This window comes from Pantoea sp. UYEF8 (genome assembly GCF_040546285.1).
Classification (GTDB): domain Bacteria; phylum Pseudomonadota; class Gammaproteobacteria; order Enterobacterales; family Enterobacteriaceae; genus Pantoea; species Pantoea brenneri.
The window spans coordinates 579,492-600,647 of the sequence record NZ_JBEPNM010000002.1 but is presented as its reverse complement, the minus strand read 5'-3'; the positions used below and the strand labels follow the sequence as shown (position 1 = coordinate 600,647).

Sequence of the window (21,156 nt, the reverse complement as noted above, 5' to 3'; positions counted from 1 at the left end):
CACTATCATCATTAGATCTCCTGTCCTGACTCTTCTGATTTGGTAATCCTTTGCAAAATCCCGGCGTAGCAGTGATGCAGGCGATCAAGCGCACGGCGTGGTATCCGAAACGTCGCGCTTACCGCACGCTCTACTGGCGTGAGATATCGCCATTAGCAGTGCCTATCTTTTTCGAGAACGCCTGTGTGTTACTGATGGGCGTGTTGAGCACCTTCCTGGTCAGCTGGCTGGGGAAAGAGGCGATGGCGGGCGTAGGCCTGGCAGACAGCTTCAATATGGTGATCATCTCCTTTTTTGCCGCCATCGACCTCGGCACCACGGTGGTGGTGGCGTTCAGCCTGGCAAAACGCAACGGCAAACGCGCCCGTGCCGCCACGCGACAGTCGCTGGGGATGATGACGGTGCTGTCGTTTGTGCTGGTCATCGCTATCGAGTTCTGGGGGCATCTGATCATCGATGCGATAGCCGGTGCCGCCGATCCCAAAGTGAAAGAGCTGGCGCTGAGCTATCTGCAGACCTCGGCCTGGAGCTATCCGGCGGCGGCCATCACCCTGATCGGCAGCGGCGCGCTGCGGGGTGCAGGCAATACCAAAATTCCGATGCTGATTAACGGCGGGATGAACATCCTCAACATCATCATCAGTAGCGTGTTGATTTACGGCTGCTTCTCCTGGGATGGCTTAGGCTTTATCGGGGCCGGACTGGGGCTGACCATCACCCGCTATATCGGGGCGATTGCGGTGATCTACGTGCTGATGATTGGCTTCAACGCCTCGCTGAAGATTACCCTGTCGAGCTATTTCCGGCGCTGGAACAGCAGCATTCTGATGGAGGTACTGGGCATCGGCGTGCCTGCCAGTATCGAGTCGGTGCTGTTCAACGGCGGGAAATTGCTGACCCAGGTGTTCGTCGCCGGAATGGGTACCAGTGAGATCGCCGGTAACTTCATCGCCTTTTCCATCGCCTCACTGATTAACCTGCCGGGCAATGCGCTCGGTTCGTCGTCGACCATCATTACCGGCACCCGACTGGGTAAGAATCAGGTGTTTCAGGCGGAGCGGCAGGTGCGGCACGTGTTCTGGCTGGCGACGATTTGTCTGACCGCGATGGCGTTGCTGACGGTGCCGCTGGCCGGTTTGCTGGCGCGCTTTTACACCAGCGATCCGGAAGTGATTAACGTCACGAAACAGCTGATCTGGCTTAACGCGCTGTTTATGCCGCTGTGGGCCGCCTCGTGGGTGCTGCCTGCCGGTCTGAAGGGCGCGCGCGATGCACGCTACACCATGTACGTTTCGATGTTCAGCATGTGGGGCGCGCGCGTGGTGGCCGGTTATCTGCTCGGCATTGAGCTGGGAATGGGCGTCATCGGTGTCTGGCTGGGGATGTTTCTCGACTGGACGGTACGCGGCGTCTTTTTCTGGTGGCGACTCAACAGCGGCAAATGGCTGAATAACTACCGCCGGATGATCGCCAAATCAGGATAGTGCAGCCGATAACGCCTTCCCTTGAGCCGGGGAAGGCGTTACGGCGAGCTGCCCCATCGTCAAAAACCCCATCCCCGTCACATCTCCAGGCTTCTGAGTCAATCTTCAGTCAATTGCACAAAGCCAGCCGGCATTTCCGCCGTTAGCGTTACTCTCCTGCCGACTGAAGCAGATAATAATAACGATGCTAAAGGTGACCCTATGATCCGTCTCAAACCGGCGCTGGCCTTGCTGCCGCTGCTGTGCAGTAGTCCGCTGTGGGCGACAAGCTATGTTTATGTTTCGAACGCCGACTCCGGCACCGTTTCCCGCTATCACCTCAACGACACCACCGGCAGCCTGCAGTGGCGCGGCGATACGCCAGCCGGTAAAAAGATTATGCCGCTGGCTGCCAGCCCGGATGGCAAGCGGCTGTATGGCGCGCTGCGCAGCCCGCCTTATTCGATCATCAGCTGGCGGGTGATGTCACGGCAGGGCGACCTGCAGCGGCTGGCGGTAACGCCGGTTGAAGCCAGTTTTCCGTGGATCACCACCGACAAAAGCGGGCACTACCTGCTCGCCGCCTCGTATGACAGTGATATCGTTACCAGCAACCGAATCGATGCGCAGGGCGTGGTGACACCGCAGGTGATCGGCCGGGTTAACACCGGACCGCATGCCCATTCGGTGATCACCGATGTCAGCAACCATTCGCTTTACGTCGGTAACCTCGGCGCCGATCGGGTGCTGCAATATCGCTTCGCAGACAATGGCGCTATCACCCCAATCGGTACCGGCTATGTTCAGGGCGAGAAAAACAGCGGCGCGCGCCATTCGGTGATCTCCCCGGATAACCGCTTCCTGTATAACCTGGCTGAGATGAGCGGCACCATTACCCAGTACAGGCGCGCGGCCGATGGATCACTGAGTGAGCTGAAGCGCTGGCCGAATGCGGTTGCCGGGAAATATGGCCTGCAGCATGGTGAACAGCGTCCGGCGGGCTACAGCGATCCGACGCCGCGCATCTGGGCAGCGGACATTAAAATCACGCCCGACGGCCGGTTTCTGTATGTCACCGAGCGGACTTCCAGCACGGTGAGCGGCTATCAGGTCGATCCGGCGTCCGGGGCACTGACGCTGATCGGCAGCTGGCGGGTTGAAAAGCAGCCACGCAGTATTGCGATTGATGCCAGCGGAAAATGGCTGATTGCCAGCGGCGAGAAGAGTGCGGTGATCGGCAGTTATGCCATCGATGCGGCCACTGGCGAACTCAGGCGGGTGGCGGAAGCGCCCGTCGGCAAAGGGGCTAACTGGGTCACCTTAATTGCCGGCTAAAGCGACGGCCGGGCGGAAGGTATAGTTAATTTCTGGCATAGCATCGCAGAAATTTTTGGTTCAGTTTACGCGCCAGAGCGGGTTTACTCGTCTCATCAACCCTGACGGAGCGCATACCATGAAACAGAAACTGAAAGCCTGGTTTGAACAACTGCTGAGCGGATCGGCGCCGGTTGCGGCGGAACGCGATATCAACATTGAATTGCTGTTTCCCCTCAGCCAGCTTTACGGCATGGAATATTATCCGGCGCTGCATCGCTACCATGAAAAATAATCCCTGTTGTACTTTAATCGCCTAAAGGCCCGCCATTCTGCGCGGGCCTTTTTGTTATTTGCGGCTTTCACTTTTATCAAAAATTTTGCGCCTGAAGGCCGGTGTCGGGAAACGTGAAAAACCCGTCGCGGCGGAACCGGTGCCACAAGCGGTGGGCCGGGATAGAATAAAAGAGGACAAGCGCAGTGCCAAAACAGAGACGCCACGCCTGCCTCTGAGCTATCAGGCCGTGGTATTAATGTTGCGGCCAATTGCCGGATTCGCCGGTAACGCGGGGATGGCCTGGAGAATGCTGGCTGCGGCTGCCTGTTGATTATCCAGCGTCTTCTTCAGTAATACGGTGTTCACCTGACTGTGCAGATCCATGCTGGCGAGACCGCTAGCCAGCGAGGTAATTTGCGATACATCCATCTTGCACTCCTGTTGTGAAAACATGAGGGAACGGGTCACGGCTCATCGACAGAGCCTGACAGCATTATCGGCAACGGCGGAGAAAACCTGAACCGGAGAGGGGGGGCGGGCCGGGTGAAAGGAGGCAAACGGAAGGGGTTACTTGCTGGCAAGTCGCCGTTATGAAATTGAAGTATCTAAACAACGAGCATAAAGGTTGAATCCGCTGGTTAACTGCAGCGAAGAGGTGTTGAGATGCTGCCACTTCTGCAACTGAACCCGTTCACCCGGCTACCGGTTATTGCTCCCGTTACCCACAGCGGAAAGATTGATGATATCGCGGGTTGTACCGTTTCGCCGGAAAGTATATGCATCAAAACAACAGGGTGTTATTCACGGGCACTCACCCAGAGTCATTGCATTAAAGGCCGGAGTGTATCTCTGAAATAATGGTCAATCAGGTTTTGGCCAGGCTAAATGCGATATTGAGCCCTGATGCTTGGGTAGTCGTATCGTGGTATCAGAACGCTGAAGTAAAAAGCCTGCTCGGGAGCAGGCTTTTCTGTTACAGATGAGGGTGCGTAAGTTTCTGATTTTATTATAGATATCACCCGATTTTTAACCGCTCCCTGAGCTCACACACCAGCGCCGAATCATCCAGCTCCGCGCTGATTTCATGGCGAATAGCGTTACTGAACTGCTCGCTACGCTCACAGCCATCATGATAACCGTGTGAGAGCCAGTTCCAGCTACCCAGCACAATATAGCGGCCGTCGATCATCAGCACTTTTTCGTGTGTTCCTTCAGGCAAGCGTATGACATTGTCCCGGCCAAGCTGTTCCCGGTATTCAGCAACCAGCGTTTCGTCATTATCATCAGGACGTTCGAGGCGCTGGTGATAATAGCCGTAGTAGACTTTCACCTTGACCCCCCGTTGCTGCGTTGCCACCAGCTGTGCCAGCTCTGGTCGCTGATATCGCTTGCCCCCACGACGGATCCACGGGGTTATGATAATCATCTCTTGTTCACTCTGTGCTGCCAGGGCACTAAACGCGGCAATATGTTCACAATCACGATAATAACGATTCAATCGGGGTGTCTGACTCAGGTTGGCAAAATCCGGATGCTGGCTACCCTGTTCAAGCAGAAAATCTTCAGCAACACGGTCGGCAAGCACTTTCAGATAGCCACCGGCCTGCCGTAATCGATGAAAGTTGCCGACCACGATAAATTGTTGCTTCGCGCGGGAAACGACGACATTCAGCATATTTGGTTTGTTGTTCTGAAAACCTGGGTTATCAAGAGGATGGAAAATAACCGGGCTATAAATAATCACTTCAAAACCCACACCCTGAAATTGATGTACGGTACCGATACAGTTTTTTTCCCAGTGGCCCATGCGTTCGGCAAGACGTTTAATCAGTAATGACTTTTGGTTAGCGTAGGGAGTCACAATACCTATATCGGCAGAGAGATTGTATCCCGCTTCTTCCAGCTTATTCAGCAGTTGCTCAATAGCATCAACTTCATTGAGGTTGGTGTTAACCATGTCCCCTTTTTGCCCTTCGACGCTATAGAACATGAGAGGGTGGCCGCCAGATTTCTCAAAGGCGCTGGCGATGCGTTCAGAAGGAGGGGCGGTTTCCACGCTGACGCCGTGATAGCCCGCCAGCCTGATAAAGAGGTCAGCGATAGGTTTCTGGCAGCGACGATGTTCATCAAGAATGATGCCGTTGCCGGTGTCCTCACCTCTGCCTGACAGCGTACCTGCCGCACGGTGCCAGCCAGTCACGGTCGCAGGGGAGACTCGTTCGTAGAGTGAATTATCACCGGCAAAGTGCTGTTGCCGAAGCTGCAATTGAATGTTCTCTGATAAGTTGCGGATTGGCTCTATTTGTAGCGGATCGCCAACGATCATCGCTTTTTCGCTACGGCTGAGCAAAGGCACCAGCGACTCCAGCGATATCATTCCTGCTTCATCACACAGGGCCAGATGCCAGGGTTTGTGGCCTTTAAGTTCACTGAGTTTGCGATAGCCGGCAACTTTCCAGGCAGAGACCAGCGTGGTGGCCATGACCGGATATACCAGAGAGAGGGCTCGATAGAAGTCATCCAGTTTATCGAGCCAGCGATAATAGCCCGCGCTTTGTTGACCGCTAAGCAGTGCGCGCCAGTGGGTCAACACCTCTTCAAGTTCACTTTTCCGCTTGAGTTGCTCCTGCCACAGATAACCGATAGCGGCTTCAAACATTTGCCGATGTTCACGGATAAAACGCTGACGCAAAATGTCACACCAGTTCCCCTCCGGATACTGTCGCTGGTGCTGCGCCATAACCTGTTGCGCGTGAAGGACCTGTTGCCATTGTGCCTGACACCCTGAGATCTCAGCCGCGAGAGTTTCAAGTCCGGTTTCCTGTTCAGCGTCAGGTTCGTCATGCAGTAGTTGTTGCAGAAGGGCCAGATTATCCGTTTGTTGTGCCAGTAACTCACCGGCATCTGCGAGTGCTGCCCGTTGTGGATGAGTGAGAGAAGAAAGTCCAAAAGAGTGAAAGTCTTCCGGGACTGCCTGATTCATTTGCGCTAATCGTGCTGTATATCTGCCCTCAAAGAAGCGGGCGAAGTGCCGCATTAAACCTTTGCGCGGATAGTCGCGGTAATGCTTTTCCAGTGCCGGACGCAGGGGAGAATCTATCCAGCTCAGTATCTGCTCCAGCTCTTGCTGGTGGGGCCACGTGGCTTTTAAGGTCTGATGAAGACGTGTTGCCTGCTGACGCTGCGCTTTTATCTCGCGAATTTCCTGCAGACGTAGCGTAATAAGGTGAGCCAGCTTGTTCAGTGCGTCAGGGCTATGCAATGAAATTTCAATACCCAGCCTCTGCGCATCAGCGGCGAGAGGAGGAAGTTTGTCCAGCAAAAGCGGGGTAAGCGCGTCAGCGTTTGTGGTACCCAGCGCGCAGTCGGTGATGGCCTGTAGCGCAGCAGCGTTGCTGCGCAGATAGGCTCGATAGCATGAATCCAGCGTGCTGCGATGGTTAAGCAGAATGGCTAAGTAATTTTTCTGAACCTGCTCATCGTAGCTTTGCTGCCGCCATTGGCTTATAAGGCGTTCTGCACGCGTAAGCTCCCGCTGTACCTGCTCGTTCGAACCGCTATGGAACCAGAGCCAGTCCAGATCCTGGGTTACGGGATCGCCGCGTAGATCATCAATGATGTTTTCTACAGCCTTGATGGCGGTAGAGGTGACCAGCATACCGAGATTCTGATCGTTTCCATCTGCAATCGCCAGCGCCCGGGAAACCAGTTGTTGAGCAATCAGTGATTTAAATAAGGTTGTTTTCCCGGTCCCTGGCGCGCCCTGAACGGCAATAAGACGTTCATCCTGATTGATGGCCTGGATTGCCATCATCTGCCCATGGCCAAGTGGGTATTGTGATTCGAATAAACCGCTGGTGACGACATCATAGACATCTGGTGCATTCTCCTCATCGTGAACATGATTAAGGTAGCGCTCCAGTAAAGAAAAATCGTCGCCAGCATGATCGCTAAGCCAGGCAAAATCTTCCTCGTCTCGCTTGAGGTTGTAATCTTCATTATGAAGTGGAGCGACAAGGGCGTTAAAGGCAGTTTCCAGCACGCGTTGCTGGCGGTTTGGTCGCTCGCTGATCCAGACCTGAAGAGCCATAAAAGCGTCAATGAACGTTTCATACTTGCAACCTGTCAGCGCGCTGACAATGCTCATCATGTGTCGGTTTTCGCCTAGTTCATCCAGCTGAATACCAAACAATTCACGAAACGCAAAAGGAAAGGCGCTAACCAGTTGCCCATCTTTAACCGGAATCGATAAAGACGAACTCTCACTTTCAAAAAATGATTTGGGAAGCGGAAACGAGAACAGCGGGAGGTATTTTGCGTTAGTTTTGCCGCGTTCTTTTTCTACACAACGGATCACCGGGAAAAGCAAATTGACGCGTTCAATATGGGTTATCTTGCCCCCCTCGTCATGCTTAACGAAGCGTTTGAGCCAGTTTTGCCTCATCTCTGCGGGGATCGTCAGCATTACGCCATTTTGATTTTCTGAGCAGTTCGTTTCGCTCAACATGATTTGTTGATATTCGTGCACCTGGCTAGCGGGAATCTTGCTTTTTTCTGCACCGCCAAGTCGTAAATAGTCTTGCCATGCAGAAAGGATGTTTTTAGAGGTGTCGTTCATTATGTTAGCTGCACCGTATCGGTCCGTGACATCGGAATGGGACAGCCAGAATAGCATACGCCTACAGGGATGATACAAACTGCTAACTTGAAAATATCTCTATAAGAAAGGCGCTGTTCAGGCTGCTGGAGGACAGCTGAAAGATAACATCCCGTTCAGGTTTGCCTGCCCGGGCTGGTCAAATTTCGCATCTCTGACTGAACGTGAACTTTTCCATCGCCTCTCGGCGAGCTTTACCGCTGTATACTCACCCAACGCAACAGATCTGTTTTACCGTTGAGCTAAAATCGATCACGCCACGTCTTTCTGCTATTGGGTTTTACTTCGGGATAAAGGTTATTGAAATTATTGAGCCATTAAAGCTTTTATTCAGGTGTTGCCGCGCGGCGTTGAACATAAGTGCCTTGGTATATTTGTTATACCCTAATAGTAATAAATTTTAATGAAGACAGAAAAGAGTCGTAATCATCTTTGTACTCAATTTTAGCTGCACTTGTAGCTGCATTATCACGATGACTGAATGAGCAACTTCCGCTTTTGGCAGTAAACTGCCGTAGACGATCTTACGAGTCTGCAGCGACCGATGCAGCCGTGACTTTGTCTCACCGCATGCTAATCAGGTAATGTGGTGGCGCGCAGTTAATATTTTCTGTTCCTCACCACTTGTTCCTCAAGCCCGGCTTTTGCTAGTCTATGCGGCTGGACTGCTTCCAGCCGCATTAGCGTTGCCGGTTAAGGAGTTTCCATGTCGCCTTTCAACAAACATCGTCCCTTCATTTCCCTTTCTCGTCGTCAGCGCCGTAAAAAAGTCATCGAGCTTAAAAACCGTATCTATCGAGAACGTCATCGCTGTGGCGGAATGTTCTATGATGATTGCGATATCCAACACTACCAGGATAACCCCGACTCTATTTGGGCATGGAGTGATATCTATTTTGTCGGCCGCGATCCTGCCGATCTCTGGAATGCTGAAATCATCACGGCTAAGTTGATGTTTCAGGATGCGGTGCATCATCGCGCATTCAATGAAGCCTGGGCGATGCTCAGTCAGCAGCAACAGGAAGAAGAGGTGCGATATGAAACAACCCCCAATGTGAATAGCAAAGGCAAAATCGTTAGCCATACCTTGGTGCACCAGGGAAAACAGGCCTATGCGATTTTTGGCGGGCTAACGTTTTGGCAGTTTATTGAGAAGCGTGAGCGGGAAATAGCGCAAGATGAACCGCCAGAAGTGTGTTGTGGTTATCAGTTGCTGCCGGGCTTCGCTTATGGGCATGGGTTACGGATGGTTGTTGATGCAGAGGCGCTGAGTGTGCCTGTTATTGAGGCGGCGATTGAGGATTTTTTGAAAAGGATGCGGGACGTGGCTTAGGGGACAGCGATTTATAGGCGGGAGGATTTAAGAAGCGGGTATTATTACATCAGGGAATAGCAGGGAGATAAACTTTTCCATCCTCCCTTTCTTATACCTTAATCATAATAAGTTTACTTGAAGACGGAAAAGAGACGTTATCATCTTTGTACTCAATTTTAACTGCATTCTCACGATATTGTTTGATAAGCCATGAAATGAAAAAACCCACGCAATTGCGTGGGTTTTATATGTTATTCAGGTGTCATGAGATTAAGTAAAATCTCATGAGGCAAGCAAATCAGACGTTAAACAGGAAGTTCATCACATCGCCATCTTTCACGATGTACTCTTTCCCTTCTGAACGCATCTTGCCGGCTTCTTTCGCACCTTGCTCACCTTTGTAGGCGATAAAGTCTTCAAAGGCGATAGTCTGGGCGCGGATAAAGCCTTTCTCGAAGTCGGTATGAATCTTACCGGCTGCCTGTGGAGCAGTCGCGCCAACCGGGATGGTCCAGGCACGCACTTCTTTTACGCCTGCGGTGAAGTAGGTCTGCAGGTTCAGCAGGGAGTAACCGGCACGGATCACGCGGTTCAGGCCCGGCTCTTCCAGTCCCAGTTCCGCCATGAACTCGTCACGATCTTCATCTTCCAGCTCAGCGATATCTGATTCAACGGCGGCGCACACGGGTACCACCACGGAACCTTCTGCTTCGGCAATGGCACGCACCTGATCCAGATATGGGTTGTTCTCAAAACCGTCTTCATTGACGTTGGCGATGTACATGGTCGGCTTCAGCGTCAGGAAGCTCAGATAGCGAATCGCCGCTTTCTCATCAGCATCCAGATCCAGCGAACGCAGCATACCGGCTTCAGACAGATGCGGCAGGCACTTCTCCAGCGCGGCCAGCTCGGCTTTAGCGTCTTTATCGCCGCCTTTGGCTTTCTTCTGCACGCGCTGAATCGCACGCTCACAGGTATCGAGATCGGACAGCGCCAGTTCGGTGTTGATCACGTCAATATCTTCAGCCGGGTTAACTTTGCCCGCAACGTGAATGATGTTGTCGTTCTCAAAGCAGCGGACCACATGGCCGATCGCTTCGGTTTCACGGATGTTGGTCAGGAACTGGTTACCCAGACCTTCACCTTTTGACGCGCCCTTTACCAGACCGGCGATGTCGACAAATTCCATGGTAGTCGGCACCACGCGCTGCGGTTTAACAATCTCAGACAGCTGGTCGAGACGCAGGTCAGGCATCGGCACCACGCCAGTGTTGGGCTCAATGGTGCAGAAGGGGAAGTTAGCCGCTTCGATACCCGCTTTAGTCAGCGCGTTGAACAGAGTGGATTTACCGACGTTCGGCAGGCCCACGATACCGCATTTGAATCCCATGGTTTGATACCCTTTATAACTGGATGGACAGCTCGCCCGGCGGCGGACTGTCGGAGACGAAATGAAAAATTTCGCGCATTATACACAGAATCGCGACGATTCGGGCGATTAAGCAGGCTTGAAAGCGTGCAGCCGGTTCATCGCCTTGATGCGATCCTCTTTCAGCCACAGTTCAGTGCAGCGCGCCGCTTCATCAATGGCATCATCAATCAGCTTCTGCTCGCTGGCGGGCGGTTTACCCAGCACAAAACCGGTCACCTTATTGCGATCGCCAGGATGGCCGATTCCGATGCGCAGACGGTGAAAATTGTTGTTGTTGCCCAGTTTACTGATGATGTCCTTCAGCCCGTTGTGGCCACCGTGTCCGCCGCCTTGCTTAAACTTCGCCACGCCCGGCGGCAAATCGAGTTCATCGTGCGCCACCAGAATCTCTTCCGGCGCAATGCGATAGAAGGTCGCCATTGCGGCCACTGCTTTACCGCTCAGGTTCATAAAGGTGGTCGGCACCAGCAAGCGCACATCTTCTCCGGCGATCGCCAGTCGGGCGGTATAGCCGAAGAATTTGCCTTCTTCTTTCAGTGACTGATTGTGGCGCTCGGCCAGTAAATCCAGATACCAGGCACCGGCATTGTGGCGCGTGGCGGCATATTCAGCGCCTGGATTGGCAAGGCCCACAATCAGTTTAATGCTGCTCACAATGAATATCCTGCTGTTATTGCCAAAGGGCGTTAGTTTACTTCGCCTCAGGCGAGATGACAAAGCGCATAGGGCTAAATTGATTCAGGCCGGTGATTAATCATTTTTCATCTAAATCAACAAGCTGCCCACAGATCCAGCCTGAAGTTTATACCGGTTGTGTGATCCGTCCCGCAACGTCGCCGTCAGCCATTGCCTAAACTTATGGCAACTTAACATTGTGTGCGGTTTTACATTGGCTCATAAGGATGGAGGTGCAGGATGAAACATCAACATTGTCGCGTAGCGGGTAATAGTTTGATGGTACTGGGATTACTCACCATGGTGCTGGGCGTCGGCTATTCCATTATTAATCAGCTGCCTTCGCTTCATCTGCCACAGTTTCTGGCGCACGGCGCGATGTTCAGCATTTTTATTGGCGCGCTGCTGTGGTTAGTGGGTGCACGCGTTAGCGGGCGAGAAAAAGTGGAAGACCGTTATTACTGGCTGCGTCATTACGACAAACGCTGCCGCCGGTCGCATCACACCCACCACTAAATGATCAGCGCCGGTACCGGCTGCTGTTCCGTGCGGTTTCTGCCGCTGGCTTTGGCGCGATAAAGCGCCTCATCTGCCAGCGCCAGTAAATCCTCGAAGTTCTGATGGCGGTGGCTGGCAGTAGTAAATCCAATGCTGACCGTGTAGCCAACAGCACTGGGCTGTGACTGACAGACCGCCATGCGGATCGCTTCACACCACGCTTGCGCATCCTGCTCACCGAGCGCAACAATCGCGGCAAACTCCTCTCCGCCCAGCCGGGCAAAACGTCCCTCAGGCGGCATCAATCCACTGACCAGGCGGCAAAAGTCGATCAGAACCAGGTCGCCCTGATGATGGCCAAACCGGTCATTAATCGTTTTGAAGTGGTCCAGATCGAACAGCACGGCGCTGAAAGGGCGGTTATGACGACGGCAATGCACCACCATTTTTTCCGCCTCACTAAACAGTGCCCGCCGGTTCCAGACGCTGGTCAGCGGATCGTGCAGCGATGCGTATTTATAGGCAATCTGGGTACGTTCATTGACCATCGCCAGAATAGTGAAGGTCAGGCCGATGACAAACAGAATCGACTCCAGAATCACGAACACCGAAAAGCCTGAACCGCCAATCGCACCGTGCAGCCGGGTCGGTATCGCATTGTCCAGCCAGATGCGCACCAAATGAAACAGCAGATGGATCCACAGCAGCAGCTGCGCGGGCCAGAAGGTGACTTTCAGCGCGTCGCGCGCCAGCCATAACAGCTGGATAAGCGCCGCAGTGTAGGCAATACAGGCGATGCACAGCACCAGTACCCGCCTGGGCAAGCTGTGATAGAAGCTCGGGAAACAGCAGAGGATCGCCCACAGTAAAGCGCCGAGTAGCCAGCCAGTGCCGATCTTTTTGCCGCAAAATAATCGAAAAGCATTCAGTAATCCGCCGTAGGCCAGCATCACCAGTACATTGCCGGCAGCAACCGGCAAAAACTGCAGGCCGCTGCTGCGCAGGCTGCTGAAAAATACCGCCACCAGGGTGAAAATCAGCGACAGACAGGTAAAACCCAGCACGCGATCGTATTGCGATCCCATCCAGGCAAATACCATGATGATGCTTAAAAATCCCAACACGTAAAGCTCACAAATAAATAAGGTATAGATATCCAGAGTCATGGTGGTTGGGATTGTTATGAAAAGTGCGCAGCAAATTATCACTTAAGCGTCTGGGGCAGAAGTGCGGAACGCGGCGTTTTACTAAAAGAGTGGGTGGCGTTGAAAATAGTCGATTTTGGGGAAATTTATCGCGGGAATATCAGAAAAGGAAGCGAGTTAATCGGATCATCAGCGGCATGAAAAAAACCGGGCGCGTGGCCCGGTTTGGCGAAGATTAATGCTCGAACATGGCCGAGATTGACTCTTCGTTACTGATGCGGCGAATCGCTTCAGCCAGCATGCCAGACAAGGTCAGGGTGCGCACGTTCGGCAGTGACTTCATCTCTTCAGACAGCGGAATGGTATCGCAGACAATCACCTGATCGATCACTGACTTACGCAGATTTTCAACGGCGTTACCAGAGAAGATCGGATGGGTTGCGTAAGCAAATACGCGCTTGGCGCCCCGTTCTTTCAACGCTTCAGCCGCTTTGCACAGCGTGCCGCCGGTGTCGATCATGTCGTCGACCAGCACGCAGTCGCGGCCAGCAACGTCACCAATAATGTGCATCACCTGAGAAACGTTCGCGCGCGGGCGGCGTTTATCAATGATGGCCATATCGGTGTCGTTCAGCAGTTTAGCGATAGCACGGGCACGTACTACGCCACCAATATCGGGAGAAACAACAATCGGGTTTTCCAGACCGATCTGCAGCATGTCTTCCAGCAGAATCGGGCTGCCAAATACGTTATCAACCGGGACGTCGAAGAAGCCCTGGATCTGCTCGGCGTGCAGGTCAACCGTCAGAACACGGTCAACACCGACGCTGGAAAGGAAGTCTGCCACTACTTTAGCGGTAATCGGTACACGCGCGGAGCGCACGCGGCGATCCTGACGGGCATAACCAAAGTAGGGGATGACTGCGGTAATACGACCAGCAGAAGCACGACGCAGCGCGTCGACCATCACAACCAGTTCCATCAGATTATCGTTGGTGGGAGCACAGGTGGACTGGATGATGAAAATATCACCACCGCGTACATTTTCGTTAATCTGTACGCTCACTTCACCATCACTGAAACGCCCAACGGCGGCGTCTCCCAGACTGGTGTAAAGGCGGTTGGCAATACGTTGTGCTAGTTCCGGGGTGGCGTTACCAGCAAATAGCTTCATATCAGGCACGAGAAGAACCTCAGGCTTTGCGTCCAGAGAATGAACGGCACGACAGTAACCGGCGAATACGGTCATGGGCGTTCACACGGGTGTGTTGATGCGAAACGTGCAGTGTCTGGAACGGGGTGACGCTGTCACGCAATCGCTAATCGCCTCGCAGGGCACGCTGTAACGGCGAAACATTTACGCCTCGGGCTACAAATCCGCGCACCCCATTCGGGGCAAGTTCCAGCACCTGACGAGCAGCAGACTCGGTGTCAAATTCAGCAAACACACAAGCGCCAGTGCCAGTCAGGCGCGACGGCGCGTATTCTAGCAGCCAGGAAACAAGCTCATCAACCTCGCGAAAACGTTTTCTTACCACTGCTTCACAATCATTAGCGAAGGGTGAGGATAAAAGCGTCGCTAAAGTGCGCACCGGCGTATCTCGCGTTAGCGCGGGGTCGTTGAAGACTGCCGGGGTGCTGATACTCACGCCGGGATGGGCGACAAGATACCACTTTTCTTCCGGCTCTGCGGGCTGAAGTTGTTCACCTACACCCTGAGCAAAGGCGGCGAAGCCTTTTACGAACACCGGAACGTCAGCACCGAGCTGCACGCCGATCGCCGCCAGCTCGTCCGGCGTCAGGCCGGTTTGCCACAGGTGATTCAGCGCCACCAGCACGGTCGCCGCGTTGGATGAGCCGCCTCCGAGACCGCCACCCATCGGCAGCCGCTTGTCGATGGCAATCTGCGCGCCTGCCTTTGGCGGCAGGGTCTGCTTCGCCAGTGCCGCCTGTTTTAACCGTTCGGCGGCGCGCACAATCAGGTTATCCGCCTCCGCGACGCCCGCCACCGGCGTCAGCAGCTGGATGCGATCGCTGTGATCGGTGCTGATCTGCAACGTATCGCCATAATCCAGAAACTGAAACAGCGTCTGCAGGTTGTGATAGCCGTCAGGACGACGGCCGGTGATGTAGAGAAAGAGGTTCAGTTTTGCCGGAGACGGCCAGTGACTCATCATTGAACGGTCCAGCTGTCCATGCGCAGTTTAATCCGCTGATCGCCTTCTTTCAGCTCCAGGCTGGCAGGCAGCGGCGGCGTGACGTTGCTGTCGTAACCGGCAATCGACACCTGCCAGTTCTGGCCGTCACGGCTGTAATTCAGGCTGCGCAGCTGATAGTTCTCATTAAGCTGATAATCGGTGGCATCGCCGGGCAGGCCCATCATCCACTGACGCAGGTTCGCCAGCGGAATGTTCATACCGGTCAGTTGCGAAATCATTTTCTGCGCATCATTGCTGACGTAGCGTTTGCCCTTGTTGTCAACGATCTGCACCACTGAACCCTGCGCATCCAGCTGCAGTTCGGTGCTGCCAAGCGGATTGGTCAGTAACAGGCGATAGCGGTCAGGAGCAGTTTGCTGCCAGTTAAAGCGCGCGTAGACCTTTTGTTTATCAGACAGGTAAGCAAAAGCGCCGCGCGTCTGATAGTGGGTGACGTGTGAGACCGCCTGCTGATGCTGTTGCCACTGTGGCGCGGTCACGCTGGGGCCCGGGCCTTGCGGTTTGTTAACGCTACAGGCGGCCAGCAATACGCTGGCCAGGGGCAAAATGCGCAACAGAGTGCGTGGTGAATAAAGCATCAAGTGGTCATCTCCTCAGACACGTTTATAATTCGTAACGGATAACGCTAACCATCCGTATTTAAGCCGTCAATGCTGTTATGCAGCAAATTGAGCACGATCAGGTTAATCTTATTACAGTCATAGGCTTTGTATGGCTTTTCTTGATCTGCCGCATCTTGTAGAATGCGCCTCACAAAACCCTGACATTATTGGGACATCCCAACCGAAACCACCATGACGCTGCTCGCTCTCGGAATCAATCACAAAACTGCCCCCATTGCTCTGCGCGAACGTGTATCGTTCGGGCCGGAGACGCTTGAGCAGGCGCTGAACAGCCTGTTATCACAGCCAATGGTGCAGAGCGGCGTGGTGCTGTCGACCTGTAACCGGACCGAACTCTACCTCAGTGTAGAGCAGCAGGCCGATTTGCAGGCGCGTCTGGTACGCTGGTTGTGCGACTATCATCAGCTCGATGAAGAGGATGTGCGCAACAGCCTTTACTGGCATCAGGATAATGAGGCGGTCAGCCACCTGATGCGGGTTGCCAGCGGGCTGGATTCGCTGGTGCTGGGTGAACCACAGATTCTTGGACAGGTGAAGAAAGCCTTCGCCGACTCCTCGCGTAGCCAGGCGCTGAGCAGCGAACTGGAACGCATGTTCCAGAAAACCTTCTCCGTCGCCAAACGGGTCCGTACCGAAACTGATATCGGTGCCAATGCCGTCTCGGTGGCGTTTGCTGCCTGTACTCTGGCGCGTCAGATTTTTGAATCGCTCTCTTCCGTCAACGTGCTGCTGGTCGGTGCCGGTGAAACCATTGAGCTGGTGGCGCGCCATCTGCGCGAGCATCAGGTTAAAAAACTCATTATTGCCAACCGCACCCGTGAGCGTGCTGAAGCGCTGGCCACCGAAGTTGGTGCTGAGGTGATCAGCCTGGCGGAGATCGATGCCCGGCTGGCGGAAGCCGACATTATCATCTCTTCTACCGCCAGTCCGCTGCCGATTATTGGCAAAGGCATGATGGAGCGCGCACTGAAAGCGCGTCGTAATAAGCCGATGCTGCTGGTGGATATTGCGGTTCCACGCGATGTCGAGCCGGAAGTCGGCAAACTGCCCAATGCTTATCTCTACAGCGTCGATGACCTGCAGGCGATTATCGAGCAGAACCTGGCGCAGCGCAAAGCGGCGGCAGTGCAGGCCGAGAGCATCGTGGTGCAGGAAAGCGGTGAGTTCATGGCATGGTTGCGTTCTCAGGGCGCAGTTAACACCATCCGTGAATACCGTTCTCAGGCGGATGAAATCCGTGCTGAGCTGGAAGGCCGCGCGCTACAGGCGCTGCAACAGGGTGCCGATCCGCAGAAAGTGATGCAGGAACTGGCGCACAAGCTGACCAACCGTTTAATTCACGCTCCAACCAAATCGCTTCAGCAGGCCGCCCGCGACGGCGATAATGAACGCCTGCAGATTTTACGCGACAGCCTGGGTCTCGAGTAGGCACCAGGCTGCTGCTACCTGTTACGGGAATCCCACATTTAAATGAAAACCTCTATTGTTGCCAAACTGGAAGCCCTGCAGGAGCGCCACGAAGAAGTGGAAGCGATGCTGGGCGATGCCGGCGTGATCGCCGACCAGGAACGCTTCCGTGCGCTGTCGCGCGAATATGCCCAGCTGACCGATGTCACCCGTTGCTTCCGCGACTGGCAGCAGGTTCAGGAAGATATTGAGACGGCGCAGCAGATGCTCGACGACCCTGAGATGCGCGACATGGCGCAGGAAGAGCTGCAGGCGGCACGCGAGCAGAGCGAAGCGCTGGAGCAACAGTTACAGGTGCTGCTGTTACCAAAAGATCCCGATGATGAGCGTGCCTGCTTCATTGAAGTTCGCGCCGGTACCGGCGGTGATGAGGCCGCAATTTTTGCCGGTGATCTGTTCCGCATGTACAGCCGTTATGCCGAAGCGCGCCGCTGGCGGGTTGAGATCGTCAGCGCCAACGAAGGCGAGCATGGCGGTTATAAAGAGGTGATCGCAAGGGTGACCGGTGAGGGTGCCTATGGCCGCCTGAAGTTTGAATCGGGCGGACACCGGGTTCAGCGCGTGCCCGAGACCGAATCTCAGGGACGAATCCACACTTCCGCCTGCACCGTGGCGGTAATGCCGGAAATACCGGAGGCAGAATTGCCGGAAATCAACGCCGGTGATTTGAAAATCGATACTTTCCGTTCATCAGGTGCCGGCGGTCAGCACGTTAACACCACCGACTCCGCGATCCGTATTACCCACCTGCCAACCGGCATTGTGGTGGAGTGTCAGGACGAGCGTTCGCAGCATAAAAACAAAGCCAAAGCGCTGGCGGTGCTGGGCGCGCGTATTCACGCCGCCGAAATGGCCCGTCGTCACGCCGCCGAAGCCAGCACCCGTCGTAACCTGCTGGGCAGCGGCGATCGTTCTGACCGTATCCGTACCTATAACTTCCCGCAGGGTCGCGTCACCGACCACCGCATCAACCTGACGCTTTACCGTCTGGATGAAACCATGGAAGGGAAAATCGACAGCCTGATTGAGCCGATTGTGCAGGAATATCAGGCGGATCAGCTGGCGGCGCTGGCTGGCCAGGATTAATGGATATTCGTCACTGGCTGAAACAGGCCATTGCGACCCTGAATGGCGGCGACAGCCCGAAGCGCGACGCCGAAATCCTGTTGAGCTTCGTGACCGGCAAGTCGCGCAGCTGGTTAATCGCTTTTGATGAAACCCTGCTCAGCGATCAGCAGCTTAGCCAGCTTGATGCTTTACTGAGCCGTCGCGCCCGCGGTGAGCCGGTGGCGCATCTGGTCGGCGAACGTGAATTCTGGTCGCTGCCGCTGCGCGTCACGGATGCCACGCTGATCCCGCGACCGGACACCGAACTGCTGGTTGAGCAGGCGCTGGCGCATCTGCCGGTGTCCGCAGCCACCATCCTTGATCTCGGTACCGGCACCGGCGCGATTGCGCTGGCGCTGGCCAGCGAACGGCCCGACTGTCAGGTCATCGGCGTGGATCGTATCGCTGAGGCGGTGGAACTGGCACGCAGCAATGCGCAGCAGCTCAATCTGCCGAATGCCCGTTTTGCGCTCAGCCACTGGTTTCAGCAACTCACTCCGCAGCGTTTTGACATTATCGTCAGCAACCCGCCTTATATTGACGCCAGCGATCACCACCTGGAGCAGGGCGACGTGCGGTTTGAGCCGCGCAGCGCGCTGGTGGCAGCAGACGCGGGCCTGGCAGATTTGCGCACGCTGATTGAACAGGCGGCTGACTGGCTGCAGCCCGGCGGCTGGTTGCTGCTGGAGCACGGCTGGCAGCAGGATCAGGCGGTGCGTGACATGATGCGCCAGCACGGCTACCGCGCGGTAGAAACCGTCAATGACTACGGTGGCAATCCCCGCGTTACCCTCGGGCAATCTTCAACCTGAAAGCGGACGAAAAAGGACTCACTATGTACGCCTGGTATCCACTGATCAAAAATCTCCACCTGTTAACGGTCATCGTCACCATTTCGATGTTTGTGCTGCGCTTTTTCTGGCTGCGCACCGGATCGGCGATGCTATCGCGGCGCTGGGTGCGCATTCTGCCGCACGCCAACGACACGCTGTTACTGTTGACCGGTATCTCATTGGTGATGATTACTCACTTCTATCCCTTCACTCCGCAAGGAAGCTGGCTGACTGAGAAGCTATTAGGGGTTATTATCTACATCGCCTTAGGATTTGTGGCATTGAGCCGCCGACCACGCACTGACCGTACCCGCTGGATCGCGTTTCTGGTGGCGTTAATCGCGCTGGTGATGGTCATTAAGCTGGCGCTGAGCAAAATGCCGTTATGGGGATAGTATGACCTCTACCGAACAATTAGATTTTAGCCAGACACCGTTATGTGAAGCGGTGATTGGCGCTACGCTTGCCATCCGCGCCGATTTTCCGGCCGTGTCGGTGGAAGCACAACTTGCGGCCCTGGTGGCCGAAGCGCGTGATTATGTCAGCCAGGCCGGCGATGCCGATCTGAAACTCGAAAAACTGCTGGAGCTGTTCTATCGCCAATGGGGATTTGGCGGCGCCAGCGGGGTATATAATCTTTCTGACGCGCTCTGGCTCGACAACGTTTTGAGAACCCGCCAGGGCACGGCCGTCTCACTGGGCGTGATCCTGCTGCACATTGCTGCCGAGCTGGAGTTGCCGCTGATGCCGGTCATCTTCCCGACTCAGCTGATCCTGCGCGCCGACTGGATTGACGGCGAGAAATGGCTGATTAATCCGTTCAATGGCGAAACGCTCGACATGCATACGCTGGAAGTGTGGCTCAAGGGCAACATCAGCCCGACCGCGCGTCTGTACGATGACGATCTTGATGAAGCCAAAACCGTCACCGTGATGCGTAAAATGCTCGACACGTTAAAAGCGGCGTTGATGGAAGAGAAGAAGATGGAACTGGCGCTGAACGTCAGCCAGGTGCTGTTGCGAATCGATCCTGACGATCCGTACGAAATCCGCGATCGCGGTTTGATCTATGCGCAGCTGGAGTGCGAACATATCGCGCTGAATGATCTCACTTATTTCGTTGAGCAGTGTCCTGAGGACCCGGTCAGCGAGATGATCAAAGTTCAGATTCACGCAATCGAACAAAAACAGGTCACGCTGCACTAAGCGTACCCACTGAAAAGGAAAGGGCATGACACAGAAAGTCGTGAGTATTGGTGACATCAAGGTAGCAAACGATCTGCCGTTTGTACTGTTCGGCGGGATGAACGTGCTGGAGTCGCGCGACCTGGCGATGCGCATCTGCGAACATTACGTCAGAGTGACCGACAAGCTCGGTATCCCTTACGTGTTTAAAGCGTCGTTTGATAAAGCTAACCGTTCATCTATTCACTCCTATCGCGGTCCGGGCCTGGAAGAGGGCATGAAGATTTTCCAGGAGCTGAAGCAGGCTTTCGGCGTGAAAATTATCACTGACGTGCACGAAGCGTCACAGGCGCAGCCGGTGGCGGATGTGGTTGACGTCATCCAGCTGCCAGCCTTCCTGGCTCGTCAGACCGACCTGGTGGAAGCGATGGCGAAAACCGGCGCGGTGATCAACGTCAAGAAGCCACAGTTCGTCAGTCCTGGCCAGATGGGCAACATCGTTGATAAGTTCGCTGAAGGCGGCAACGAGCAGGTGATCCTGTGCGACCGTGGCAGCAACTTCGGTTATGACAACCTGGTGGTCGACATGCTCGGCTTTAACGTGATGAAGAAGGTCACCCACAACAGCCCGGTGATTTTCGACGTCACCCATGCGCTGCAAACCCGCGATCCGTTTGGCGCGGCTTCTGGCGGTCGTCGTGCGCAGGTGGGCGAACTGGCACGTGCCGGTATGGCAGTGGGCATTGCGGGCCTGTTCATTGAAGCGCATCCGGACCCGGATCACGCGCTGTGTGATGGTCCTTCGGCGCTGCCGCTCGACAAGCTGGAGCCGTTCCTGGTGCAGATGAAGGCGATTGACGATCTGGTTAAAAGCTTCCCTGAGCTGGATACCAGCAAGTAATTCTGCTGCAGCAAGGCAAAAAAAAGAGCGAGAAATCGCTCTTTT

19 protein-coding genes and 1 pseudogene are annotated in these 21,156 nt (G+C 54.6%); 11 read left to right on the top strand and 9 right to left on the bottom strand.

Annotated features, from left to right (window positions below; translation table 11 throughout):
• Positions 1-74 precede the first annotated feature (74 nt).
• From ABIB18_RS06330 to ABIB18_RS06320, 3 genes are all read left to right on the top strand, one after another.
• Positions 75-1,484, top strand: coding sequence for an EmmdR/YeeO family multidrug/toxin efflux MATE transporter (locus ABIB18_RS06330; RefSeq protein WP_031377882.1), 1,410 nt, complete (start codon positions 75-77; stop codon positions 1,482-1,484).
• A 201-nt stretch (positions 1,485-1,685) separates the two neighbouring features.
• Complete coding sequence (locus tag ABIB18_RS06325) at positions 1,686-2,798, top strand: lactonase family protein (RefSeq protein ID WP_354473831.1); 1,113 nt, start codon at positions 1,686-1,688, stop codon at positions 2,796-2,798.
• Between the two features lie 118 nt (positions 2,799-2,916).
• Positions 2,917-3,072, top strand: coding sequence for a hypothetical protein (locus ABIB18_RS06320; protein WP_162836813.1), 156 nt, complete (start codon positions 2,917-2,919; stop codon positions 3,070-3,072).
• Between the two features lie 222 nt (positions 3,073-3,294).
• Here ABIB18_RS06320 and ABIB18_RS06315 read toward each other — a convergent pair whose 3' ends face one another.
• The 3 genes and pseudogenes from ABIB18_RS06315 to ABIB18_RS23775 form a co-directional block, all read right to left on the bottom strand.
• Entirely contained in the window at positions 3,295-3,483 is a 189-nt protein-coding gene (locus tag ABIB18_RS06315; protein ID WP_069728194.1) for a YjfB family protein, read from the bottom strand.
• A gap of 586 nt (positions 3,484-4,069) precedes the next feature.
• Positions 4,070-7,672, bottom strand: coding sequence for an AAA domain-containing protein (locus ABIB18_RS06310; RefSeq protein WP_354473830.1), 3,603 nt, complete (start codon positions 7,670-7,672; stop codon positions 4,070-4,072).
• A 198-nt stretch (positions 7,673-7,870) separates the two neighbouring features.
• A pseudogene (locus ABIB18_RS23775) lies at positions 7,871-8,025 on the bottom strand (tyrosine-type recombinase/integrase); the annotation flags it as partial.
• A gap of 392 nt (positions 8,026-8,417) precedes the next feature.
• On the opposite strand from ABIB18_RS23775, the gene ABIB18_RS06305 reads away from it, so the two are divergent.
• Positions 8,418-9,044: a hypothetical protein gene (locus ABIB18_RS06305; RefSeq protein ID WP_354473829.1), complete on the top strand. Its 627-nt coding sequence runs from the start codon at positions 8,418-8,420 to the stop codon at positions 9,042-9,044.
• A 280-nt stretch (positions 9,045-9,324) separates the two neighbouring features.
• Here ABIB18_RS06305 and ychF read toward each other — a convergent pair whose 3' ends face one another.
• Both ychF and pth read right to left on the bottom strand, forming a co-directional pair.
• Positions 9,325-10,416: a redox-regulated ATPase YchF gene (gene ychF, locus ABIB18_RS06300; RefSeq protein ID WP_031375312.1), complete on the bottom strand. Its 1,092-nt coding sequence runs from the start codon at positions 10,414-10,416 to the stop codon at positions 9,325-9,327.
• Positions 10,417-10,524: 108 nt separating this feature from the next.
• Positions 10,525-11,112, bottom strand: coding sequence for an aminoacyl-tRNA hydrolase (gene pth / locus ABIB18_RS06295; RefSeq protein ID WP_031375313.1), 588 nt, complete (start codon positions 11,110-11,112; stop codon positions 10,525-10,527).
• Between the two features lie 261 nt (positions 11,113-11,373).
• On the opposite strand from pth, the gene ychH reads away from it, so the two are divergent.
• Positions 11,374-11,649, top strand: a complete 276-nt coding sequence (ychH, locus tag ABIB18_RS06290; RefSeq protein ID WP_031375314.1) for a stress-induced protein YchH — start codon at positions 11,374-11,376, stop codon at positions 11,647-11,649.
• Here the strand turns inward: ychH and ABIB18_RS06285 are convergent.
• From ABIB18_RS06285 to lolB, 4 genes are all read right to left on the bottom strand, one after another.
• Entirely contained in the window at positions 11,646-12,797 is a 1,152-nt protein-coding gene (locus ABIB18_RS06285) for a GGDEF domain-containing protein (protein WP_354473828.1), read from the bottom strand. The two genes, ychH and ABIB18_RS06285, sit on opposite strands and share 4 nt — an antisense overlap.
• Positions 12,798-13,011: 214 nt before the next feature.
• Entirely contained in the window at positions 13,012-13,959 is a 948-nt protein-coding gene (gene prs / locus ABIB18_RS06280) for a ribose-phosphate diphosphokinase (RefSeq protein ID WP_006118899.1), read from the bottom strand.
• Between the two features lie 136 nt (positions 13,960-14,095).
• Positions 14,096-14,953, bottom strand: a complete 858-nt coding sequence (gene ispE / locus ABIB18_RS06275; RefSeq protein WP_046288375.1) for a 4-(cytidine 5'-diphospho)-2-C-methyl-D-erythritol kinase — start codon at positions 14,951-14,953, stop codon at positions 14,096-14,098.
• A complete protein-coding gene (lolB, locus tag ABIB18_RS06270; RefSeq protein ID WP_031377322.1) occupies positions 14,950-15,573 on the bottom strand; it encodes a lipoprotein insertase outer membrane protein LolB in 624 nt (207 codons plus the stop codon). Before lolB ends, ispE begins: the two co-directional genes overlap by 4 nt.
• A 216-nt stretch (positions 15,574-15,789) precedes the next feature.
• Between lolB and hemA the strand changes: the two genes are divergently transcribed.
• From hemA to kdsA, 6 genes are read left to right on the top strand one after another with little or no spacing between them, the layout of a single operon-like run.
• A complete protein-coding gene (hemA, locus tag ABIB18_RS06265) occupies positions 15,790-17,046 on the top strand; it encodes a glutamyl-tRNA reductase (protein ID WP_031377321.1) in 1,257 nt (418 codons plus the stop codon).
• Positions 17,047-17,088: 42 nt separating this feature from the next.
• Positions 17,089-18,171, top strand: a complete 1,083-nt coding sequence (prfA, locus tag ABIB18_RS06260; protein ID WP_031377320.1) for a peptide chain release factor 1 — start codon at positions 17,089-17,091, stop codon at positions 18,169-18,171.
• The gene (gene prmC, locus ABIB18_RS06255; protein ID WP_069728197.1) at positions 18,171-19,004 is read left to right on the top strand and encodes a peptide chain release factor N(5)-glutamine methyltransferase; all 834 of its coding nucleotides are present in this window, start codon (positions 18,171-18,173) and stop codon (positions 19,002-19,004) included. Before prfA ends, prmC begins: the two co-directional genes overlap by 1 nt.
• A 23-nt stretch (positions 19,005-19,027) precedes the next feature.
• Complete coding sequence (locus ABIB18_RS06250; RefSeq protein ID WP_031377318.1) at positions 19,028-19,420, top strand: SirB2 family protein; 393 nt, start codon at positions 19,028-19,030, stop codon at positions 19,418-19,420.
• Position 19,421: 1 nt separating this feature from the next.
• Positions 19,422-20,231: an invasion regulator SirB1 gene (gene sirB1, locus ABIB18_RS06245; RefSeq protein WP_031377317.1), complete on the top strand. Its 810-nt coding sequence runs from the start codon at positions 19,422-19,424 to the stop codon at positions 20,229-20,231.
• Between the two features lie 25 nt (positions 20,232-20,256).
• Positions 20,257-21,111: a 3-deoxy-8-phosphooctulonate synthase gene (gene kdsA / locus ABIB18_RS06240; RefSeq protein WP_031377316.1), complete on the top strand. Its 855-nt coding sequence runs from the start codon at positions 20,257-20,259 to the stop codon at positions 21,109-21,111.
• Positions 21,112-21,156 lie beyond the last annotated feature (45 nt).

Coding starts and splice junctions, on each gene's coding strand:
- ABIB18_RS06330 (WP_031377882.1), top strand. CDS start 75: ATGCAGGCGATCAAGCGCACGGCGTGGTATCCGAAACGTCGCGCTTAC.
- ABIB18_RS06325 (WP_354473831.1), top strand. CDS start 1,686: ATGATCCGTCTCAAACCGGCGCTGGCCTTGCTGCCGCTGCTGTGCAGT.
- ABIB18_RS06320 (WP_162836813.1), top strand. CDS start 2,917: ATGAAACAGAAACTGAAAGCCTGGTTTGAACAACTGCTGAGCGGATCG.
- ABIB18_RS06315 (WP_069728194.1), bottom strand. CDS start 3,483: ATGGATGTATCGCAAATTACCTCGCTGGCTAGCGGTCTCGCCAGCATG.
- ABIB18_RS06310 (WP_354473830.1), bottom strand. CDS start 7,672: ATGAACGACACCTCTAAAAACATCCTTTCTGCATGGCAAGACTATTTA.
- ABIB18_RS06305 (WP_354473829.1), top strand. CDS start 8,418: ATGTCGCCTTTCAACAAACATCGTCCCTTCATTTCCCTTTCTCGTCGT.
- ychF (WP_031375312.1), bottom strand. CDS start 10,416: ATGGGATTCAAATGCGGTATCGTGGGCCTGCCGAACGTCGGTAAATCC.
- ychH (WP_031375314.1), top strand. CDS start 11,374: ATGAAACATCAACATTGTCGCGTAGCGGGTAATAGTTTGATGGTACTG.
- ABIB18_RS06285 (WP_354473828.1), bottom strand. CDS start 12,797: ATGACTCTGGATATCTATACCTTATTTATTTGTGAGCTTTACGTGTTG.
- ispE (WP_046288375.1), bottom strand. CDS start 14,953: ATGATGAGTCACTGGCCGTCTCCGGCAAAACTGAACCTCTTTCTCTAC.
- lolB (WP_031377322.1), bottom strand. CDS start 15,573: ATGCTTTATTCACCACGCACTCTGTTGCGCATTTTGCCCCTGGCCAGC.
- hemA (WP_031377321.1), top strand. CDS start 15,790: ATGACGCTGCTCGCTCTCGGAATCAATCACAAAACTGCCCCCATTGCT.
- prfA (WP_031377320.1), top strand. CDS start 17,089: ATGAAAACCTCTATTGTTGCCAAACTGGAAGCCCTGCAGGAGCGCCAC.
- prmC (WP_069728197.1), top strand. CDS start 18,171: ATGGATATTCGTCACTGGCTGAAACAGGCCATTGCGACCCTGAATGGC.
- ABIB18_RS06250 (WP_031377318.1), top strand. CDS start 19,028: ATGTACGCCTGGTATCCACTGATCAAAAATCTCCACCTGTTAACGGTC.
- sirB1 (WP_031377317.1), top strand. CDS start 19,422: ATGACCTCTACCGAACAATTAGATTTTAGCCAGACACCGTTATGTGAA.
- kdsA (WP_031377316.1), top strand. CDS start 20,257: ATGACACAGAAAGTCGTGAGTATTGGTGACATCAAGGTAGCAAACGAT.